The organism is Microbacterium terrae (assembly GCF_017831975.1).
Classification (GTDB): domain Bacteria; phylum Actinomycetota; class Actinomycetes; order Actinomycetales; family Microbacteriaceae; genus Microbacterium; species Microbacterium terrae.
In genome coordinates, this window is sequence record NZ_JAFDSS010000001.1 from 1,438,883 (window position 1) to 1,456,643 (window position 17,761).

A 17,761-nucleotide genomic window follows, 5' to 3' on the forward strand; every position below is an offset into this window, starting at 1 on the left:
GGTGCACGCTCCCGGCCCCTTCGTGCGTCCGCAGGTAGACTGGAACGGCCCGTCCCGGGCCGGAAAGGAGCAGGGGATGTCGTTGCTTCCATCCATCTCCGGGCCCCGTGACCTCGACGGGCTGACCATCGAAGAGCTCGAGCAGCTCGCGGCGGAGATCCGCGAGTTCCTCGTCGAGAACGTCGCCCGTACGGGCGGGCACCTCGGCCCGAACCTCGGCGTCGTCGAACTCACCATCGCCCTTCACCGCGTGTTCGACTCGCCGTCCGATCCCTTCGTGTTCGACACCGGGCACCAGTCGTACGTGCACAAGCTGCTCACCGGGCGGCAGGACTTCTCGAACCTCCGCTCCCGCGGCGGACTCGCCGGCTACCCGCAGCGCTCCGAGAGCCCCCACGACGTCGTGGAGTCATCCCACGCGTCGAGTTCGCTGAGCTGGGCCGACGGCATCTCGCGCGCCCTCATCCGCACGGGCCGCAAAGACCGCCACGTGGTCGCGGTGGTCGGCGACGGGTCGCTCACGGGCGGCATGACGTGGGAGGCGCTCAACAACATCTCCGACGACAACGACCGCAACCTCGTCATCGTCGTCAACGACAACGGCCGCTCGTACGCGCCGACCATCGGAGGCATGGCGCGCTACCTCAACCGCGTGCGCACCGCCGACTCGTACCGCACCCTGCACCGCGGCTCGGACGACCTCTTCCGCCGGCTCGGCCCGGCCGCTCGCGCGGTGTACCGCGGCATCCGCGGCGGGACGCACGGCTTCCTCTCGCGCTTCACGAACAACGTCGCACTGTATTCGAACCTCGACATCAAGTACCTGGGCCCGGTCGACGGCCACGACCTGCCCACGCTCATCGAGACGCTCGAGCTCGCGAAGGAGTACGGCGCGCCGGTCATCGTGCACGCGATCACCGAGAAGGGTCGCGGCTACCAGCCGGCGCTCGATGACGAGGCGGACCAGTTCCACGCGGTCGGCAAGATCGATCCGGCGACCGGCAAGACGGTCGGCACGGCGTCGTCGGCGGTGGCGTGGACGGATGTCTTCGCCGACGAGCTCGTCGCGGTGGGCGAAGACCGCGAAGACGTCATCGCCATGACGGCGGCGATGCTGCGGCCCACGGGCCTCCTGCCCTTCGCGCAGCGGTTCCCCGACCGCGTCTACGACGTCGGCATCGCCGAGCAGCACGCGGTGGCGTCGGCGGCCGGCCTGGCGTTCGGGGGGCTGCATCCCGTGCTCGCCATCTACGCCACGTTCATGAACCGCGCCTTCGACCAGGTGCTGATGGACGTCGCGCTCCATCGCGCCGGCGTGACGTTCGTGCTCGACCGTGCCGGTGTCACCGGCCCCGACGGGCCGAGCCACCACGGCATCTGGGACCTGGCGATGCTGCAGATCGTGCCGCACATCCGCATCGCGGTGCCGCGCGACGGCACGCGGCTGCGGGAGCAGCTGCGCGAAGCGGTAGCGGTGACGGATGCGCCGACCGTGATCCGCTTCCCGAAGGGGAGCGTGAGCGACGAGCTCCCCGCGATCGAGCGGCTGCCCGACGGGGTGGAGGTGCTTTCACGGGCCGGGGCGCAGGACGTCCTCATCGTCGGCATCGGCTCGATGGCGCACCTGGCGATGGATGTCGCCGAGCGGCTGCGCGCGCAGGGCATCGGCGCGACGGTCATCGATCCCCGCTGGGTCATCCCCGTGCAGACGTCGGTCGTGGAGCTCGCCGCCGCGCATCGCCTCGTGATCACCATCGAAGACGGCATCCGCGTCGGCGGCATCGGCACGCGTGTGCGTCAGGTGCTGCGCGAGGCAGGAGTCGACACGGCGGTGGACGAGCTCGGCGTGCCCGACGAGTTCATCGACCACGCGACGCGCGAGCAGATCCTGGAGGATGCCGGGCTCACCCCGGCGAAGATCGCGCAGGACATCGTCGCGCAGGTGCTCGGCACCCGCATCCCGATCGCCCGTGGCGCCCAGACGACCGAGATCCCCATCGAACACGCGTCGTCGGATCCCCGCTGACGCGGAGCGGGTGCGGGCGCATCGTCCGGGCGTGAAAGCATGGACGGATGCACGTCTCCGACTCCGCCCGCACCGCCGTTCTCCGCCGTGACGAGACCGCCGACCGGGCCGCCGGCATCCGCCTGCACTCCGTCTCCGTCGACGTCGATCTGCGATCCGCGCGCGATCTCGAGGAGCCGACGTTTCCGACCTCGGCCACGTTGACGTTCGACGCCGCCGCCGGTCACGACGCGACGTGGATCGACTTCATCGGGCATTCGATCGATGAGGTCGTGGTCAACGGCGTGCCGCAGGCGGTGGACTGGGACGGCGCGCGCGTGCGCGTGCGCGGTCTCGAGCCCCGCAACGTCGTGACGGTGCGCGGACGCGCGCTGTTCAGCCGCTCCGGTGAGGGGCTGCACCGGTTCGCCGACCCCGTCGACGGCGAGGTCTACCTCTACACGCAGTACGAGCCGGCCGACTGCCGCCGCGTATACCCGTGCTTCGAGCAGCCCGACATGAAGGCGCGCTGGAGCTTCACCGTCGCCGCACCCGCCGGGTGGACCGTGCTGTCGAACGGGGCCGAGGTCGCACGCGAGGCCGTGGCCGACGGCATCCGCGTCTCCTTCGCCGAGACGCTGCCGATCTCGAGCTACATCACGGCCGTGGCCGCCGGTCCGTACCACCGCGTCGACGGCAGCTGGTCCTCCGGCGACGCCCGGGTCGACCTCGGGGTGCTCTGCCGGGCCTCGCTCGCCCCTCACCTCGATGCCGATGAGATCCTCGACGTCACCCGACGCGGGCTCGACTACTTCACCGAGGCCTTCGCTCAGCCCTACCCGTGGGGGAAGTACGACCAGATCTTCGTGCCCGAGTACAACCTCGGCGCCATGGAGAATCCGGGCCTCGTGACGTTCACGGAGGCGTACGTGTTCCGCGGGGCCTCCACTGCCGCGCAGCACGAGGGGCGTGCGAACACGATCCTGCACGAGATGGCCCACATGTGGTTCGGCGATCTCACCACGATGAAGTGGTGGGACGACCTGTGGCTGAAGGAGTCGTTCGCCGACTTCATGGGATCGCACGCGAATGTGGCCACCGGCGCGCACCCCGATGCGTGGGTGAGCTTCGCGAGCCGCCGCAAGGGATGGGCGTACGAGCAGGACCAGCTGCCGACGACGCATCCGATCGTCGCCGACATCCCCGATCTCGAGGCGGCGAAGCTGAACTTCGACGGCATCACCTACGCCAAGGGCGCCTCGGTGCTCAAGCAGCTCGTGGCGTTCGTGGGGGAGGATGCCTTCTTCCGCGGCGCGCAGGGGTACTTCGCCGATTATGCGTTCGGCAGCACCACGCTGCCCGATCTGCTCACCGCGCTCGAGAGCGCCTCGGGGCGCGATCTCGAGCCGTGGAGCGATGCCTGGCTGCGCACGACCGGCCTGTCGGAGCTGCGGGTGGAGCGCGCCGCCACGGGTGCCACCGTGGTGCAGACCTCCCCCCGTCCGCACCGCATCACGATCGGGCTGTACCGCGCGGATGGCGCTCGCCTCGTGCGGCAGGACGGGATCGACCTCGACGTGGTCGACGCGCGCACCGCAGTGGATGCGCCCGGGATCGATTGGGCTGCCGTCGACCTCATCGTGCCCAACGACGACGACAGCACCTACGCCAAGGTGCGTCTCGACGCCCGGTCGCTCGACGCGGTCGAGGCGGGCCTCTCGACCATCGACGACGCGCTCGCCCGCTCGGTCGTGTGGGCTGCGCTGTGGAACGCGGTGCGCGACGCGGAACTGCCGGTCGCGCGGTATCTCGGCATCGTGGCGCGGCACGCGCCCGCAGAGACGAATGCGGCGCTGCTGGCAGATGCGACCGCCCACGCCCGGTTCGCGCTCGGCCGCTATGCGCCCGACGACGCGCGGGACGCGCTCGCCTCGGCATGGCTCTCGACCGCATGGGAGGCCCTGCACGCAGCCGCGCCGTCAAGCGATGCGCAGCTGGCGTGGGCCCGAGCCGTCGGCGCGGTCGCCTCGATCTGCGCGGACCGGGCGGTCGAGCTGCGCGGCATCCTCGAGGGCATCACGGATGCGCCGGACGGCCTCGCCCTCGACCACGACCTGCGCTGGCTGTGGCTGATCGCCCTGTCGGCGACAGGCCACGCATCGATCGCCGACGCCGACGCGGAGCTCGCAACGGACCCCACCGCGAGCGGCCGCCTGGCATACCGCACCGCCCTGGCGGCGAGGCCCGAGGCCGACGTACGCGCCGATGCCTGGCGCGCCGCGTGGGCCGACGAGTCGCTCAGCAACGACGAGCTCGATGCGACCATCGCCGGCGTCCGCGCGGGCGGTCGGCGTGATCTGATCTCGGCCTTCGACGCCGACTACTTCGCCCGCATCCGCCCGACGTGGTCGGCGCGCAGCATCGAGATCGCGCGACGCCTCGTGCGTGGCCTGTTCCCGGCGGGCGAGTCGACGGATGCCGTCGACCAGTGGCTGTCCGGCAACGCAGATGCCCCGCCCGCACTGCGGCGGATCGTCATCGAACTGCGCGACGGCCTCGCCCGGGACCTGCGCGTGCGCGGCGCCCAGGCGACCTGACGTCGGCGGGCCTGCCGGCGCGGTGCTGGCGCCGGCTCGGCCTGACCGGTCAGACGGGCGCGCTCATGCCTTCACCTCGGCGACGAGGTCGAGCAGCTCGCGCAGCGGTGCGCGCAGCAGCGGCACCTTCGTCAGCGGCAGCGCCAGACGCAGGAGGCGCAGCCCGCGATCCAGCAGCGCACGCGTGCGCTTCTGCCCGGGGGAGCGGTCGTACACCCAGAACAGGGCGAGCAGCAGATGGCCGAGCACGAGCGCGTGGGGGAGCCCGGCGCGGAACTCCTCTGGCAGCTGGTTCTTCGCGCCGTCGACCGCCTCGCGGAAGAGACCCTCGACGATCGCGAGCGCGGGGGCTGACTCGTCGGAGAGCGGGTTGATCGGCGACCGCGGGGAGACCGCGGCAGAGAGGAACTCCGGCGCGAACGGATGGTAGGCCCCGAGCTGATCGAGACCGGTGCGGTACACGATCCCGAGTCGGTCGACGAGATCGTCGGATGCCGCCAGCAGCGGCCCGGCGGCATCGCGGTGCGCCTCCTGCACGTCGAGATAGAGCTCCTGCACCAGATGGTTCTTCGACGCGAAGTGGTAGTTGGTGGTGCCGACCGAGACGCCGGCCTCCTGCGCGATGAGGCGGATCGTCGTCGCGTCGTAGCCGCGCTCGCGGAACGAGCGCACCGCGACGCCCCGGATCTGCGCCCGAGTGCGCTCGCTCTTGGTCTGGGACGGAGCATCCGAACTGAACATGTTCAGAGGATACCGCGACAAAGAGGAAGGGCGGCCCTCCGAGGAGGACCGCCCTTCGCATCAGGAACGGATCAGCTGCCGATTCCGCGGATCACGGGGTGGTGGAACGTGTCGCCGAAGACGCGCTCCGACGCCCCCTCGCGATCGAGGTACGGCGAGGCGCCGCCGTCGATGAACGGCCAGCCGGCACCCAGGATGAGGCAGAGGTCGATGTCCTCGACCTCGGGCACCACGCCCTCGTCGAGCATCGCCTTGATCTCCTGGGCGAGACCGTCCTGCACGCGGGCGAGAATGGTCGCCGCCGATGCGGGGGTGGAACCCACGACGGGCTTCAGCACCTTCTCGGCTGCCTTCGTCCAGCCGGTCACGCGACCGCCCTTGTCCTTCTCGACGACCTCCGGCAGCTCCGCGAGCGCGTGGAAGTTCTCGTTCGCGTAGAAGCGGTCGGGGAAGGCGCGCACCATGGTGTCCTGCACGTGGGCGGCGACCTTCCAGCCGACCAGGTCGATGAGCTGGAACGGACCCATCGGCAGACCGAGGGGCGCGAACGCCTTCTCGACGTCGGCCACGGGGGTGCCCTCGTAGACGGCGCGCGCCGCCTCGCCCATGACCTTGGCGAGAACGCGGTTGACGACGAAGCCCGGTGCGTCGGCCGTCAGCACCGCGTTCTTGCCGAGACCCTTCGCCACCACGAACGCGGTCGACAGCGCGGCCTCCGACGTCGAGGGCGTCTTCACGATCTCGATGAGCGGCATGACCGCCACCGGGTTGAAGAAGTGGAAGCCGACGAGGCGCTCCGGGTGGGCGAGCTTCGACCCGATCTCCTCCACCGACAGCGACGAGGTGTTGGTCGCGAGGATGGCGTCCTCGGCGATGATCTGCTCGATCTCGCCGAACACCGCCTGCTTCACGCCGACCTCTTCGAAGACCGCCTCGATGACGAAGTCGCAGTCCACGTAGAGCGACTTGTCGGTCGTGCCGGTGACGAGCGCACGCAGCCGGTTGGCGGCATCCGCGTCGAGCCGGCCCTTCGCCTCGAGCTTGCCGATCTCGTCGTGGATGTACGCCACGCCCTTGTCGACGCGCGCCTGGTCGAGGTCGGTGATGAGCACCGGCACCTGGAGCTTGCGCACGAACAGCAGGGCGAACTGGCTCGCCATGAGCCCCGCACCGATGATGCCGACCTTGGTGACCTTCTTCGCCAGGGCCTTGTCGGGGGCGCCGACGGGGCGCTTGGCGCGCTTCTGCACGAGATCGAAGGCGTACATGGATGCCGCGAACTGATCGCCGGTCACGAGCTCGGCCAGCGCCTCGTCCTCGCGGGCGAAGCCGTCGGCCTTGGTGCCGCTCTTCGCCTTGTCGAGGAGCTCGAGCGCGGCGTACGGCGACTTCGGCACGGTGCCGATCTTCGACTCGAGCATGCCGCGCGCCATCTTGATCGCGATCGGCCACTTGGTGAGGCGCTCGATCTTGCCGGGCTCGTTCTTGCGGTCGACCTTGATCGTGCCGCTGAGCACGCCGTCGGCCCACGTCAGCGAGTCCTCGAGGTAGTTGGCCGCGGGGAAGATCGCATCCACGATCCCGTAGTCGTACGCCTGCTGAGGCTTCAGCATGCGGTTCTGCTTCAGCGGGTTCGAGATCACGACCTCGAGGGCGTTCTCGATGCCGATGAGGTTCGGCATCAGGTACGCGCCGCCCCAGCCCGGGATGATGCCGAGGAACACCTCGGGCAGCGCGATCGCCGCAGCGGAGGCATCCACGGTGCGATAGGTCGAGTTCAGGGCGATCTCGAGACCGCCGCCGAGCGCGAGCCCGTTCACGAACGCGAACGCCGGCACGCCGAGCTCGGCGAGCTGGCCGAACACCTTGTGACCCAGCTGCGCGACCAGGCGCGCGTTTTCCTTCGAGCCGACCTTCGTGATGTCGGAGAGGTCTGCGCCCGCGGCGAGGATGTACTGCTTCCCGGTGATGCCGACGGCCTGGATCTCGCCGGCCGCGGCGCGGGCGGCGAGGCCGGCGAGCGTCTCGCCGAGCTGGAACATCGTGGCGGGGCCGAGCGTGTTCGGCCGGGTGTGGTCGCGGCCGTTGTCAAGCGTGACGAGGGCGAGCACCTTGCCGGAGGCGAGGCGGATGTCCCGCACGCGAGAGTGGGTGATCACCTCGCCCTCGGTCATGGCGAGGATGGGGGAGAAGTCGATCTCTTCGTAGTTCGTCATCGCTGCTTACTTCCGCTTCTTGCCGTCGTAGTGCGGGTTCTCCCAGATGACCGAGCCGCCCTGGCCGAGACCCACGCACATCGCGGTGAGGCCGTATCGCACGTCGGGACGCTCCGCGAACTGCGCCGCGAGCTGGATCATGAGACGAACACCGGATGCCGCGAGCGGGTGTCCGAGCGCGATCGCGCCGCCCCACTGGTTGACCCGCGCGTCGTCGTCTGCGATGCCGAAGTGGTCGAGGAGCGAGATCACTTGGATGGCGAACGCCTCGTTCAGCTCGAACAGGCCGATGTCGGCGATCGAGAGACCGGCCTTGCGCAGCGCCTTCTCGGTCGAGGGGATCGGGCCGATGCCCATGATCTCGGGCTGCACGCCCGCGAACGCGAACGAGACGAGCCGCATCTTCGGCGCGAGGCCGAACTCCTTCACGGCGCCCCCGCCTGCCAGCAGCGACATGGTCGCACCGTCGGTGAGGGGAGAGGAGGTGCCGGCGGTGACGCGTCCGTGCGGCCGGAACGGCGTCTTCAGCGCGGCGAGGTCGTCCATCGTGGTCTGCGGGCGTCGGCCCTCGTCCTCGGTCGCGAGGCCCCACGAGCCGTCGGCGTCCTTCGTGGCCACGGAGACCAGGTCGGGCTGGATCTTGCCGGCGTCGTACGCCGCCTGCGCCTTGTGCTGGCTGAGCATGCCGAACCGGTCGGAGCGCTCCTTGGTCAGGTGCGGGAAGCGGTCGAAGATGCGCTCGGCAGTGACGCCCATGTTGAGCGCGCCCGGGTCGACCATCCGCTCCGCGACGAAGCGCGGGTTGGGGTCGGCGTTGCCGCCGATGGGGTGGTGCCCCATGTGCTCGACACCGCCCGCGAGGGCGACGTCGTACATCCCGACGCCGATCGAACCGGCCATCGTCGTCACGCTGGTCATCGCACCCGCGCACATGCGGTCGATCGCGAAGCCCGGGACGGTCTGCGGCAGACCCGCCAGGATCGCCACGGAGCGTCCGAGCGTCAGTCCCTGATCCCCGGTCTGCGACGTCGCCGCGATGGCGACCTCGTCGATGCGGTCCTTGGGTACGTTCGCGTTGCGCTCCAACAGGCCGATCGTCGCTTTGACCGCGAGATCGTCCGAACGGGTGTTCCAGTACATGCCTTTTTCGCCGGCGCGCCCGAACGGGGTGCGCATTCCATCGACGAAGTAGACGTCCGAAATCTCGGCCACTCTGCCTCCAACACTAGGGTTTCCGCCAGCCTACGGACGGCCACGGAGGCGTCCGAACCGGGTGGGGGAAACCTACGAAGCCGCTTCGGACGCGCTCGAAACCTCTTGCACGGAATCGACAAAGGCATCGGCGATCACCTGTGCGGTCTCCTCAACCTGCCACGCGCGGGCGCCGAGGCCCGCGAGTGCCGAACCGACGGATGCCGCGTCGATCTCGGCGGGCGGGGCCCAGGCCACACGCCGCAGCAGTTCGGGGGTGAGCAGGTTCTCGGTGGGCATCCCCAGCTCTTCTGCACGCGCTTCGACGCCGGCGCGACCCGCCTTGAGACGCGCAGCGGCTTCGGGGTTGCGGTCGACCCACGCGCGCGGCGGGGGGAGTGTGTCACCCGAGCTCGCGCGTTCGAGCGGAAGCGCGGTCTCCGCGCGGCCGGCTTCGATCGCACCCCACCAGCGGTCGATCTGACTGCGGCTCGCGCGGCCGGTGAAGTCCTTGACCGCGGCGAGTGCCTGCTTCGACGCGGGATCGGCGATCACTGCGGCGACGAGCGAGCGATCGGGCACGAGCCGTCCGGGAGCGACATCCTGTTCACGCGCATAGTCCTCGCGGGCGTTCCACAGCGCACGGGCGATCGCGAGCGACCGCCGGCCCCGCACCGTGTGAAGTCCGCTGAGACGCCGCCACGGCTCCTCGCGCGCAGGCTTGGGCTCGCGGGTGAGTACGGCGTGGAACTCCTCCGCGGCGAACCCGGTCTTGTCCTGTTCCTCCAGTTCCGCGACGAGGGCGTCGCGGACGTCGATCAGATGCGCGACGTCGAGGGCGGCGTACTCGAGCCAGGACTGGGGGAGCGGCCTGGTCGACCAGTCCGCCGCCGAGTGGGCCTTGGCCAGCGTGATGCCCAGAGTGTCCTCGACCACTGCCGCGAGACCCACGCGTGCGTGTCCGAGCAGGCGCGAGGCGAGCTCGGTGTCGAAGATGCGCGGGGGCACCAGACCCTCGTCGCGCAGCGACGGCAGATCCTGGCTCGCCGCGTGCAGCACCCATTCCTGGTCGCCGATGGCCTGCTGCAGCGCGGTGAAGTCGCCGATCGGCGGCGGATCGAACAGGAACGTGCCCGCACCGCGTCGATAGACCTGGATCAGGTACGCCCGCTGCGAGTAGCGGAACCCCGAGGCGCGCTCGACGTCGACGGCGACCGGGCCCGTTCCCGCAGCGATGATCTCGGCGGCCCGCGACGCCTCGGCGACATCGTCGATGACGTCGTACTCAGCCACGCGGCGACCTGTGCGATCCGAGCATTGTGATTCCTTCCGAACCCGGCGGGAGGCCCGCCAACATGCACACCAGTTCGGCCCATGCTTCCACGTGCGGACCGAGCGGCCCACCCGGCGACCACGACGCGCGCAGTTCGATCTGAGCGCCGTCACCCTCGGAGGCGAGGGTGCCGAATCCCTTCGACAGCGTCTTGGTCGCGGTTCCCGACGCCGAGTGCAGGTCCGCATTGCGCGACCGCAGAGCGTCGGTGAGCCATGACCAGGCTACGTCCGCCAGGAGGGGGTCGACGCCGATGTCGGGTTCGAGTGGAGCCTGGGCGAAGCAGACGATGCGCCATGCGCCGTTCCACGCCGCCGGCTCGCCGTCGTCATGGAGCAGGATGAAGCGCCCCGTGCCGTACGCGGAGTCGGTGCCCTCCTCGTCGGGTCGCACGTCGCCCGCGAGCGCGATCGCGTGCGGGGCGAGGCCCGTCGGAGCGGCGATCTCGCGCACGACGAAGTCGGTGCGGAAGGCGATGGCGCGCACCTGCGCCGCGGCGTCGTCGAACGAGGCCGGAGACACGGGAGGTCGGAGCGCAGCCACGCGGACAGACTAGAGTGAGGCCTCGATGGTCGCCTCCAGGCGCGCCGCGACCCGCGGCGCATCCCCCGCTCTCGTCACCGGCATCCGGACCGCTCTCGCGGTGATCGGCGTGGCGCTCACCGGCGTGCTCGCAGCGCTCGGCGTCGCGTCGGCCCACATGGCCCGCCGCGTGGTCACCCCCGCGTCGCGCGTGCCCGACACGCACATCCTCGCGCTCGACACCGGCGCGCAGACGATCACACTGTCGCGCACGCCCGACACCGAACTCCCCGGCCGCTACGGCCTGTTCACGACCGGCACCGCCGACTACGTGAAGGTCGGGTCGGTGCTGGCGGAGGACGCGCGCAGCGTGACCCGCAAGCTCCTCACCCACGTGGGGTCCACCTCGCGCCTGTCACCGGACGCGGCGTTCAGCGGCTGGTACTACTCGCACCCCGAAGAGCTGCACCTGCCGTTCTCTCCCGAGCTGATCGGCTCGGCGGTCGGACCCTGCCCGGCGTGGCTGTTCCCCGCGGGCGAGGGCGACACCTGGGTGATCCAGGTGCACGGCCGTGGCACGAACCGTGCCGAGTGCCTACGAGCGGTGCCGCTGTTCCACAGCCTCGGCATCACCTCGCTGCTGGTGTCGTACCGCAACGACGGAGAAGCGCCCCGCAGCCGCGCGGGGACCTATGCGCTCGGCGCCACCGAATGGCGCGACGTCGATGCCGCGATCGGGTTCGCGCGACGCCGCGGCGCCACGCGCGTGATCCTCATGGGGTGGTCCATGGGCGGTGCGATCGCCCTGCAGCTCGCGCTCAGCTCCGCGCACCGCGACATCATCGCGGGCCTCGTGCTCGACTCGCCCGTGGTCGACTGGCGGCTGGTGCTCGACTACCAGGCAGGCCTGCTGAACGTGCCGCCCCTGGTGAGCGCGCTCGCGATCGAGGCGCTGCAGCACGACTGGGCGTCGCCGCTCACCCGCTCCGGTGCGGGCATCCCGTTCGACCGCCTCGACGCCCTCGCGCGCGCTTCCGAGCTGCGGCATCCGATCCTCGTGCTCCACAGCGACGACGACGGGTTCGTGCCGTCCGACGCATCGCACGACCTCGTCGTCGCGCGTCCCGACCTCGTCGAGCTGCAGGTGTTCGACGTGGCGCGCCACACGAAGCTGTGGAACTACGACCAGGACCGCTGGGCGCGGTCGATCACCGACTGGCTCGGTCGCCACGATCTCGTCGGGGAGTGACCGCGCCGAGGCCCGGTCTCAGGCGGTGCGCTTCGCCGCCACCTGACGCTTGGCGCGCATGAGCATGCCCGTCATGCCGGCGATGCGCAGCGGCGAGACGGCGCGGGTGAGTCCGATGGACTGGGGGAAGTCGGCCGGGATGGCGAGCACCTCGTCGGCCGACAGCCCGGTGATCCCCTGAGCGAGGATGCTCGCGAACCCCCGCGTCGTCGGGGCCTCCGGGGGAGCGGTGGCGTGCATAGCGACGGTGCCGTCGGGGGCGACGTCGACGATGATGTACACCGGCGACTGGCACTCGGCCACGCGCTCGGCGAGCTCAGGGTGCCCCTCGTACTCCTCCGGCACATCCGGAAGCTCACGTGAGAACTCCAGGAGGAGCTGGAGCCGCTCGGACTCGGGCAGCTCGAGGAACTCGTCGCGGATCTCGGCGAGGGCGGCGGGCAGGGCGGAATCGGTCATCGCGGCCATCCTTTCACGGGCGCGGATGCCGCGGGCGGGGCATCCGCCCGGTGATCAGGCCGCGCCCGGTTCGGCACCGGTGACGATGGGCACGCGGACGGCGCTGCCCCACTCCGTCCACGACCCGTCGTAGTTGCGCACATCCGCGAATCCGAGCAGGTGCGTCAGCACGAACCAGGTGTGGCTCGACCGCTCGCCGATCCGGCAGTACGCGACGATCGCGTCGCCGTCGGCGAGGCCGGCCCCGCCCCGGTAGATCGCGTCGAGCTCCGCACGGGTGCGGAAGCCGCCGTCCTCGGCGACGGCCCGCGCCCACGGCACGCTCTGCGCGGACGGGATGTGCCCGGCGCGGAGCGCGCCCTCCTCGGGGTACGCGGGCGCGGACGTGCGGGTTCCGTCGTACTCCTCGGGGGAGCGCACGTCGATGAGCGGGCCACGGCCGAGGTGCGAGAGCACGTCGTCCTTGTATGCGCGGATCACCGAGTCGTCGCGCTCGACCACCGGGTAGTCGGTCGGAGCGGGCTGCGGAGCATCCGTCGTGATCGGCCGCCCTGCGGCGATCCACGCGTCGCGACCGCCGTCGAGCAGGCGCACGTCCTCGTGCCCGAACAGCGAGAACACCCACAGGGCGTACGCGGCCCACCAGTTGTTCTTGTCGCCGTAGATGACCACGGTGTCGTCGCGCGAGATGCCCTTGCGGCTGAGGAGCTCGGCGAACCCCGCCCCGTCGACGTAGTCGCGCACGACCGGGTCGTTGAGCTCGGTGTGCCAGTCCACCTTCACTGCCCCGGGGATGTGGCCGGTCTCGTACAGCAGCACGTCCTCGTCCGACTCGACGACGACGAGGCCGGGTGTTCCCAGGCGCGCCTCGAGCCAGTCGCCGGTGACGAGCCGGCCCGGATCGGCGTACTCGGCGAACTTGGCGGAAGACGTATCGAACTCGATGGACACCGGATGCTCCTCGGTCAGGACGGGGTGGGGTCGACGGCTAGGGTTGAAGCGTCCCTCTCACCCTAGATTCCGGGGGAGTGGTGCGTCCCGCCCCCGTAAGACTCCGACACAGGATCAGCGCATGACCGCAGCAGCAGCCCCCGGCATCGTCCATCTGACGGACCGCACGCCGCAGCTCAGCGGCGCCGAGATGGTCGCGGCGCTCGTGCCGCCGCCGCAGTTCGCGGGCGCGACCTTCGACACATATCGGGCGGATGCCGCGTTCCCCTCGCAGCAGGAGGCGAAGGACACCCTCATCGCGTTCACCGGCGGCGGGGCCCCCGCGAAGGGCGGCGGTCTGTTCCGCCGCGCCAAGCGCGGTCCGGAGCTCAAACCCGGCGTCTACCTCGACGGCGGGTTCGGCGTCGGCAAGACGCACCTGCTGGCGTCGATCTATCACGCGATGCCCGCCCGTCGGAAGTACTTCGGCTCGTTCATCGAGTACACCGCCCTCGTCGGCGCCCTCGGCTACAAGAACACCGTCGACCTCTTCCGCGGCGCGGACCTGCTGTGCATCGACGAGTTCGAGCTCGACGACCCGGGCGACACGATGGTGATGACGCGCCTCCTCGGCGAGCTCGTCGGAAGCGGCACACGGCTGGCGGCGACCTCGAACACCCCGCCGAACGCCCTCGGCGAGGGCCGGTTCGCCGCGCAGGACTTCCTGCGCGAGATCCACGCGATGGCCTCGAGCTTCCAGACCATGCGCATCGACGGCACCGACTTCCGCCATCGCGCAGTCGACGGGCACGCGGCGGTGCTCCCGCCGGAGCAGTACATCGCAGAGATCGCCGCGCTCTCGACGGGTGCGACTGTCTCGGACGACGCGTTCGCGGACCTCGTCGCTCACCTGTCGCGTGTCCACCCGTCGCGCTACATCCGACTCATCGGCGACATCGCCGCCGTCGGCATCCGCGATGTCGCACCGTTCACGGATCAGTCGGCCGCGCTGCGCTTCGTCGCCTTCATCGACCGCGTCTACGACGCCCAGATCCCGATCCGCGCCACCGGCACCAGCCTCGACCTCGTCTTCCCCGAGGAGATGCTCGCCGGCGGGTACCGCAAGAAGTACCTGCGGGCGATCTCACGCCTGGTCGCCTCCACTCTCGCCTGAACACCGCTCCGCTCGTCGGGCGCCACTACTCGCGCATGAGCGCGCGCACCGGTCGCGCACCCTCATTCGCGGCGCGCTCCCGCCTGCACGAAACCTGATGTTTACCCAGACGGGGCCTCCGTAACAAACCCGCAACATGGGTGCCCCCGCCCGCGTAATGACGCCTCGCCAAACTGGGCACACCGCCGACCCGAGCACCCGAATGCACCGGCGGACGTGTTCAGCAACAACAGATGAGGATGTTCATGGATAGCGGAACTCTCGCCTGGGGAATCACGGCTGCGGCCCTGGTCCTCTTCATGACGCCAGGTGTGGCGTTCTTCTACGGCGGACTGGTAAAGGCGAAGAGCGTCGTCAGCATGATGATGATGAGCTTCGGAGCGATGGCCCTGATCGGCGTGCTGTGGATCCTGTACGGGTTCAACATGACCGCGGTCACCGACCCGTGGGCGTTCGCCGGCAACCCCTTCTCGAACTTCGCACTGTCCTTCCCGCAGCTCGCGGGTTCGGACTTCGTGCTCGCCCTGTTCGGCTCGACCTTCGCGATCATCACCGTCGCGCTCATCTCGGGCGCCATCGCCGACCGCGCGAAGTTCGGCTCGTGGATGATCTTCGCCGGCATCTGGGCCACCATCGTCTACTTCCCGGTCGCAGCCTGGGTCTGGGGCGGCGGCTGGATCATGAACCTCGGCACGGCCCTGTTCGGTGAGGAGTCGGGGCTGTTCGTCCTCGACTACGCCGGTGGCACCGCGGTCCACATCAACGCAGGTGCTGCAGCGCTCGCCCTGGCACTCGTGCTCGGCAAGCGCATCGGCTTCCAGAAGGGCATCCAGAAGCCCCACAACGTGCCGCTGACGCTCCTCGGCGCCTCGATCCTGTGGTTCGGCTGGTTCGGCTTCAACGCCGGCGCCGAGGCCAACTGGGCCAACGGCGACGGAACCTACGGCTTCATGGGCCCCGACAGCGCGGCCGGTCTCATCGTGATCAACACGCTGGGCGCCACCGCAGCGGCGATCGCCGGCTGGCTCATCATCGAGAAGCTCAAGGACGGCAAGCCGACGTCGGTCGGTGCAGCCTCGGGTGCGGTCGCGGGTCTGGTCGCCATCACCCCCGCCTGTGCGTTCCTCACCCCCGGTTGGGCGCTCCTTCTCGGTGTGCTCGCCGGCGCCCTGTGCGCCCTGGCCGTCGAACTCAAGTGGAAGCTCGGCTTCGACGACTCGCTCGACGTGGTGGGCATCCACCTGGTCGGCGGTCTGTTCGGCACGCTCTACCTCGGCTTCTTCGCCACCGGCACCGGCCTGTTCCTCGGCGGCGGCGCAGGGCAGCTCGCCATCCAGGCCATCGCGGCGATCGCAGTGCTCGCCTACTCCTTCGCCGTCGCCTGGATCCTGGGCTTCGCGATCGAGAAGACGATCGGCTTCCGCATCAAGAACGAAGACGAGCTCGCGGGTGTCGACACCGTCGTGCACGGCGAAGAGGGCTACCTCATCGACGAGCGCGCCTGACGCATCGCATCACAGCACGACGGAGGGCGTCGCGGTTTCGACCGCGGCGCCCTTCGCCGTGCGCCGTAGGGTGATGCTGTGACCCGACGCAGCAGCATTCTCGGCGCCATCCTCGATCTGTTCGGATCCGCGCGAAAGCCGGCAGCGCGCCCGTCGAAGGCGGTTCGCGTCGCCCCCGGTGCGGCTGTCCACGGCGACGGTCCCGGCCGCAGCGGCACCACGGCGACCATCGAGGTCATCCCGCCGGCACCAGGCGGCCTGCGGATCTCGTATGCGCCCGAACACGATGGGAATGCCGACGCGGGGGAGATCGTCTGGACCTGGGTTCCCTATGTCGAGCGCGACGGCCGCGGCAAGGACCGTCCGGTGCTCGTCATCGCGCGCGAGAGCGCTGAGCGCGTCTACGCCGTCAAGCTGACCTCCCGCTCGCACGACGGCGACCGGGACTTCCTGGCCATCGGTGCGGGCCCCTGGGACGCGCAGGGGCGCGAATCCTGGGTCGACGTCGACCAGGTCTACAGCGTCCACGTCGCCGGCCTGCGGCGGGAGGCAGCCGCACTGGACCTCGATCGCTTCACGCGCGTGGCCGCGCTGCTGCACCAGCGCTACGGCTGGGAGATCGCCGGCTGAGCAGCGTCGGCGCGGGGAAGAATGCCGAGCAGGAGACACCGGCCTGACAGACGACGAAGCCCCGCCGAAGCGGGGCCGTGTGGTGGGCGATACCGGACTCGAACCGATGACCTCTTCCGTGTGAAGGAAGCGCGCTACCAACTGCGCCAATCGCCCGTTGTCCCAAGGGGACGACTACCGATACTAGCCCATGCCGAGCGGGGTCCCGACCACTCCCGGTGGGACACGCGCGGGCCGCGCTCGGTTTTGCACACGGGTGGGAATCAGGTAATGTCTTTCAAGTCGCCGGAGAGATCCGGAAGATGAAATGCGGATGTAGCGCAGTTGGTAGCGCACAACCTTGCCAAGGTTGGGGTCGCGAGTTCGAGTCTCGTCATCCGCTCGAGTGCAGGGATCCCCGTCGGGGGATCACGGCACGTGGGGTCAAACCACACGGTGGCGTGGCCGAGCGGCTAGGCACCGGCCTGCAAAGCCGTTTACACGGGTTCGAATCCCGTCGCCACCTCCACTCCATCAACTGAAGAGCCTGTACAGGCGCGATTGGCGCAGCGGTAGCGCGCTTCCCTGACACGGAAGAGGTCACTGGTTCGATCCCAGTATCGCGCACCACCCCGAACCCCCGGCCCCGGCCGGGGGTTCTTTCGTCGCCGCGCTAGGCTCGGCCCCATGTCGAAGCTCGTGCTCACGGTGGTCGGAGACGACCGCGCCGGACTCGTCCAGGCCCTCGCCGATCTGATCGCCGCGCACGGCGGCAACTGGGAGCGCAGTGAACTCGCCGAACTGGCGGGCTCCTTCGCGGGGATCGTGCTCGTCTCGGTGCCCGACGACTCCGTCGCCGCGCTCACCGACGCGCTGCGCGGCCTCGACGGGATGCTGCACATCACCCCGCACGCCGGTGCCGAGGAGGCCGCGGCGCCCGCGGGGGAGCAGCTGACGCTCACGATGCTCGGCAACGATCGGCCCGGAATCGTGCGGGAGGTCACGAGCGCACTCGCCCGTCACGGCCTGAGCATCGACCGGTTCACCAGCGAGACGCGTGACGCGCCGATGTCGGGCGGCGTGCTGTTCGAGGCGACGGTCGTCGCTCACGTCGGCGGCGCATCCGGAGACATCGCCGCAGCGAAGACCGACCTCGAACGCCTCGCCGGCGAGATCCAGGTCGACCTCACCGTCGGCTGAGCCGGGATGGGTCTCTCCGAGCACGGGGCG

At 70.1% G+C, this 17,761-nt stretch carries 14 protein-coding genes and 4 tRNA genes; 10 read left to right on the plus strand and 8 right to left on the minus strand.

The window, feature by feature from the left end:
- Positions 1–76: 76 nt before the first annotated feature.
- Together dxs and pepN are read left to right on the plus strand one after the other, a co-directional pair.
- Positions 77–2,026 (plus strand): 1-deoxy-D-xylulose-5-phosphate synthase, encoded by a 1,950-nt coding sequence (dxs, locus tag JOD63_RS06660; RefSeq protein ID WP_045276841.1) that lies wholly within the window; start codon positions 77–79, stop codon positions 2,024–2,026.
- Between the two features lie 47 nt (positions 2,027–2,073).
- Positions 2,074–4,602, plus strand: coding sequence for an aminopeptidase N (gene pepN, locus JOD63_RS06665; protein ID WP_045276842.1), 2,529 nt, complete (start codon positions 2,074–2,076; stop codon positions 4,600–4,602).
- 63 nt (positions 4,603–4,665) lie between these two features.
- Here pepN and JOD63_RS06670 read toward each other — a convergent pair whose 3' ends face one another.
- From JOD63_RS06670 to JOD63_RS06690, 5 genes are all read right to left on the minus strand, one after another.
- On the minus strand, positions 4,666–5,343 hold the full coding sequence (locus JOD63_RS06670; protein ID WP_045276843.1) for a TetR/AcrR family transcriptional regulator: 678 nt from the start codon (positions 5,341–5,343) through the stop codon (positions 4,666–4,668).
- A gap of 71 nt (positions 5,344–5,414) precedes the next feature.
- Positions 5,415–7,559 carry a 3-hydroxyacyl-CoA dehydrogenase NAD-binding domain-containing protein gene (locus JOD63_RS06675; RefSeq protein ID WP_045276844.1) on the minus strand — a complete coding sequence of 715 codons (2,145 nt, stop codon included), beginning with the start codon at positions 7,557–7,559 and terminating at the stop codon, positions 5,415–5,417.
- A gap of 6 nt (positions 7,560–7,565) precedes the next feature.
- Positions 7,566–8,771, minus strand: coding sequence for a thiolase family protein (locus JOD63_RS06680; RefSeq protein WP_045276845.1), 1,206 nt, complete (start codon positions 8,769–8,771; stop codon positions 7,566–7,568).
- 72 nt (positions 8,772–8,843) lie between these two features.
- Positions 8,844–10,043, minus strand: coding sequence for a ribonuclease D (locus JOD63_RS06685; protein ID WP_045276846.1), 1,200 nt, complete (start codon positions 10,041–10,043; stop codon positions 8,844–8,846).
- Positions 10,036–10,626, minus strand: a complete 591-nt coding sequence (locus tag JOD63_RS06690) for a DUF3000 domain-containing protein (RefSeq protein ID WP_045276847.1) — start codon at positions 10,624–10,626, stop codon at positions 10,036–10,038. The genes JOD63_RS06685 and JOD63_RS06690 overlap by 8 nt, the downstream gene beginning before the upstream one ends.
- 25 nt (positions 10,627–10,651) lie before the next feature.
- Here JOD63_RS06690 and JOD63_RS06695 point away from each other — a divergent pair, with 25 nt between their 5' ends.
- On the plus strand, positions 10,652–11,854 hold the full coding sequence (locus JOD63_RS06695) for an alpha/beta hydrolase family protein (RefSeq protein WP_045276848.1): 1,203 nt from the start codon (positions 10,652–10,654) through the stop codon (positions 11,852–11,854).
- Between the two features lie 18 nt (positions 11,855–11,872).
- Here the strand turns inward: JOD63_RS06695 and JOD63_RS06700 are convergent, their stop codons facing one another.
- Complete coding sequence (locus JOD63_RS06700) at positions 11,873–12,313, minus strand: SufE family protein (RefSeq protein ID WP_045276849.1); 441 nt, start codon at positions 12,311–12,313, stop codon at positions 11,873–11,875.
- Between the two features lie 54 nt (positions 12,314–12,367).
- Positions 12,368–13,264, minus strand: coding sequence for a sulfurtransferase (locus JOD63_RS06705; protein ID WP_045276850.1), 897 nt, complete (start codon positions 13,262–13,264; stop codon positions 12,368–12,370).
- 121 nt (positions 13,265–13,385) lie between these two features.
- On the opposite strand from JOD63_RS06705, the gene zapE reads away from it, so the two are divergent.
- The 3 genes from zapE (at position 13,386) to JOD63_RS06720 (ending at position 16,552) form a co-directional block, all read left to right on the plus strand.
- Positions 13,386–14,417 (plus strand): cell division protein ZapE, encoded by a 1,032-nt coding sequence (gene zapE / locus JOD63_RS06710; protein ID WP_045276851.1) that lies wholly within the window; start codon positions 13,386–13,388, stop codon positions 14,415–14,417.
- A 245-nt stretch (positions 14,418–14,662) separates the two neighbouring features.
- The gene (locus tag JOD63_RS06715) at positions 14,663–15,922 is read left to right on the plus strand and encodes an ammonium transporter (protein WP_045276852.1); all 1,260 of its coding nucleotides are present in this window, start codon (positions 14,663–14,665) and stop codon (positions 15,920–15,922) included.
- A 78-nt stretch (positions 15,923–16,000) separates the two neighbouring features.
- On the plus strand, positions 16,001–16,552 hold the full coding sequence (locus JOD63_RS06720) for a type II toxin-antitoxin system PemK/MazF family toxin (RefSeq protein ID WP_045276853.1): 552 nt from the start codon (positions 16,001–16,003) through the stop codon (positions 16,550–16,552).
- Positions 16,553–16,632: 80 nt separating this feature from the next.
- On the opposite strand, the gene JOD63_RS06725 is transcribed toward JOD63_RS06720, so the two are convergent.
- A tRNA-Val gene (locus tag JOD63_RS06725) sits at positions 16,633–16,708 on the minus strand.
- A 153-nt stretch (positions 16,709–16,861) separates the two neighbouring features.
- On the opposite strand from JOD63_RS06725, the gene JOD63_RS06730 reads away from it, so the two are divergent.
- The 4 genes from JOD63_RS06730 to JOD63_RS06745 all read left to right on the plus strand — a co-directional run bounded on the left by JOD63_RS06730 (position 16,862) and on the right by JOD63_RS06745 (position 17,731).
- Positions 16,862–16,934 (plus strand) — tRNA-Gly (locus JOD63_RS06730).
- Between the two features lie 52 nt (positions 16,935–16,986).
- Positions 16,987–17,060: transfer RNA gene (locus tag JOD63_RS06735), tRNA-Cys, on the plus strand.
- A gap of 26 nt (positions 17,061–17,086) precedes the next feature.
- Positions 17,087–17,161: transfer RNA gene (locus JOD63_RS06740), tRNA-Val, on the plus strand.
- Positions 17,162–17,218: 57 nt separating this feature from the next.
- Positions 17,219–17,731, plus strand: coding sequence for a glycine cleavage system protein R (locus JOD63_RS06745; protein WP_045276854.1), 513 nt, complete (start codon positions 17,219–17,221; stop codon positions 17,729–17,731).
- The last annotated feature ends 30 nt before the right edge of the window (positions 17,732–17,761 follow it).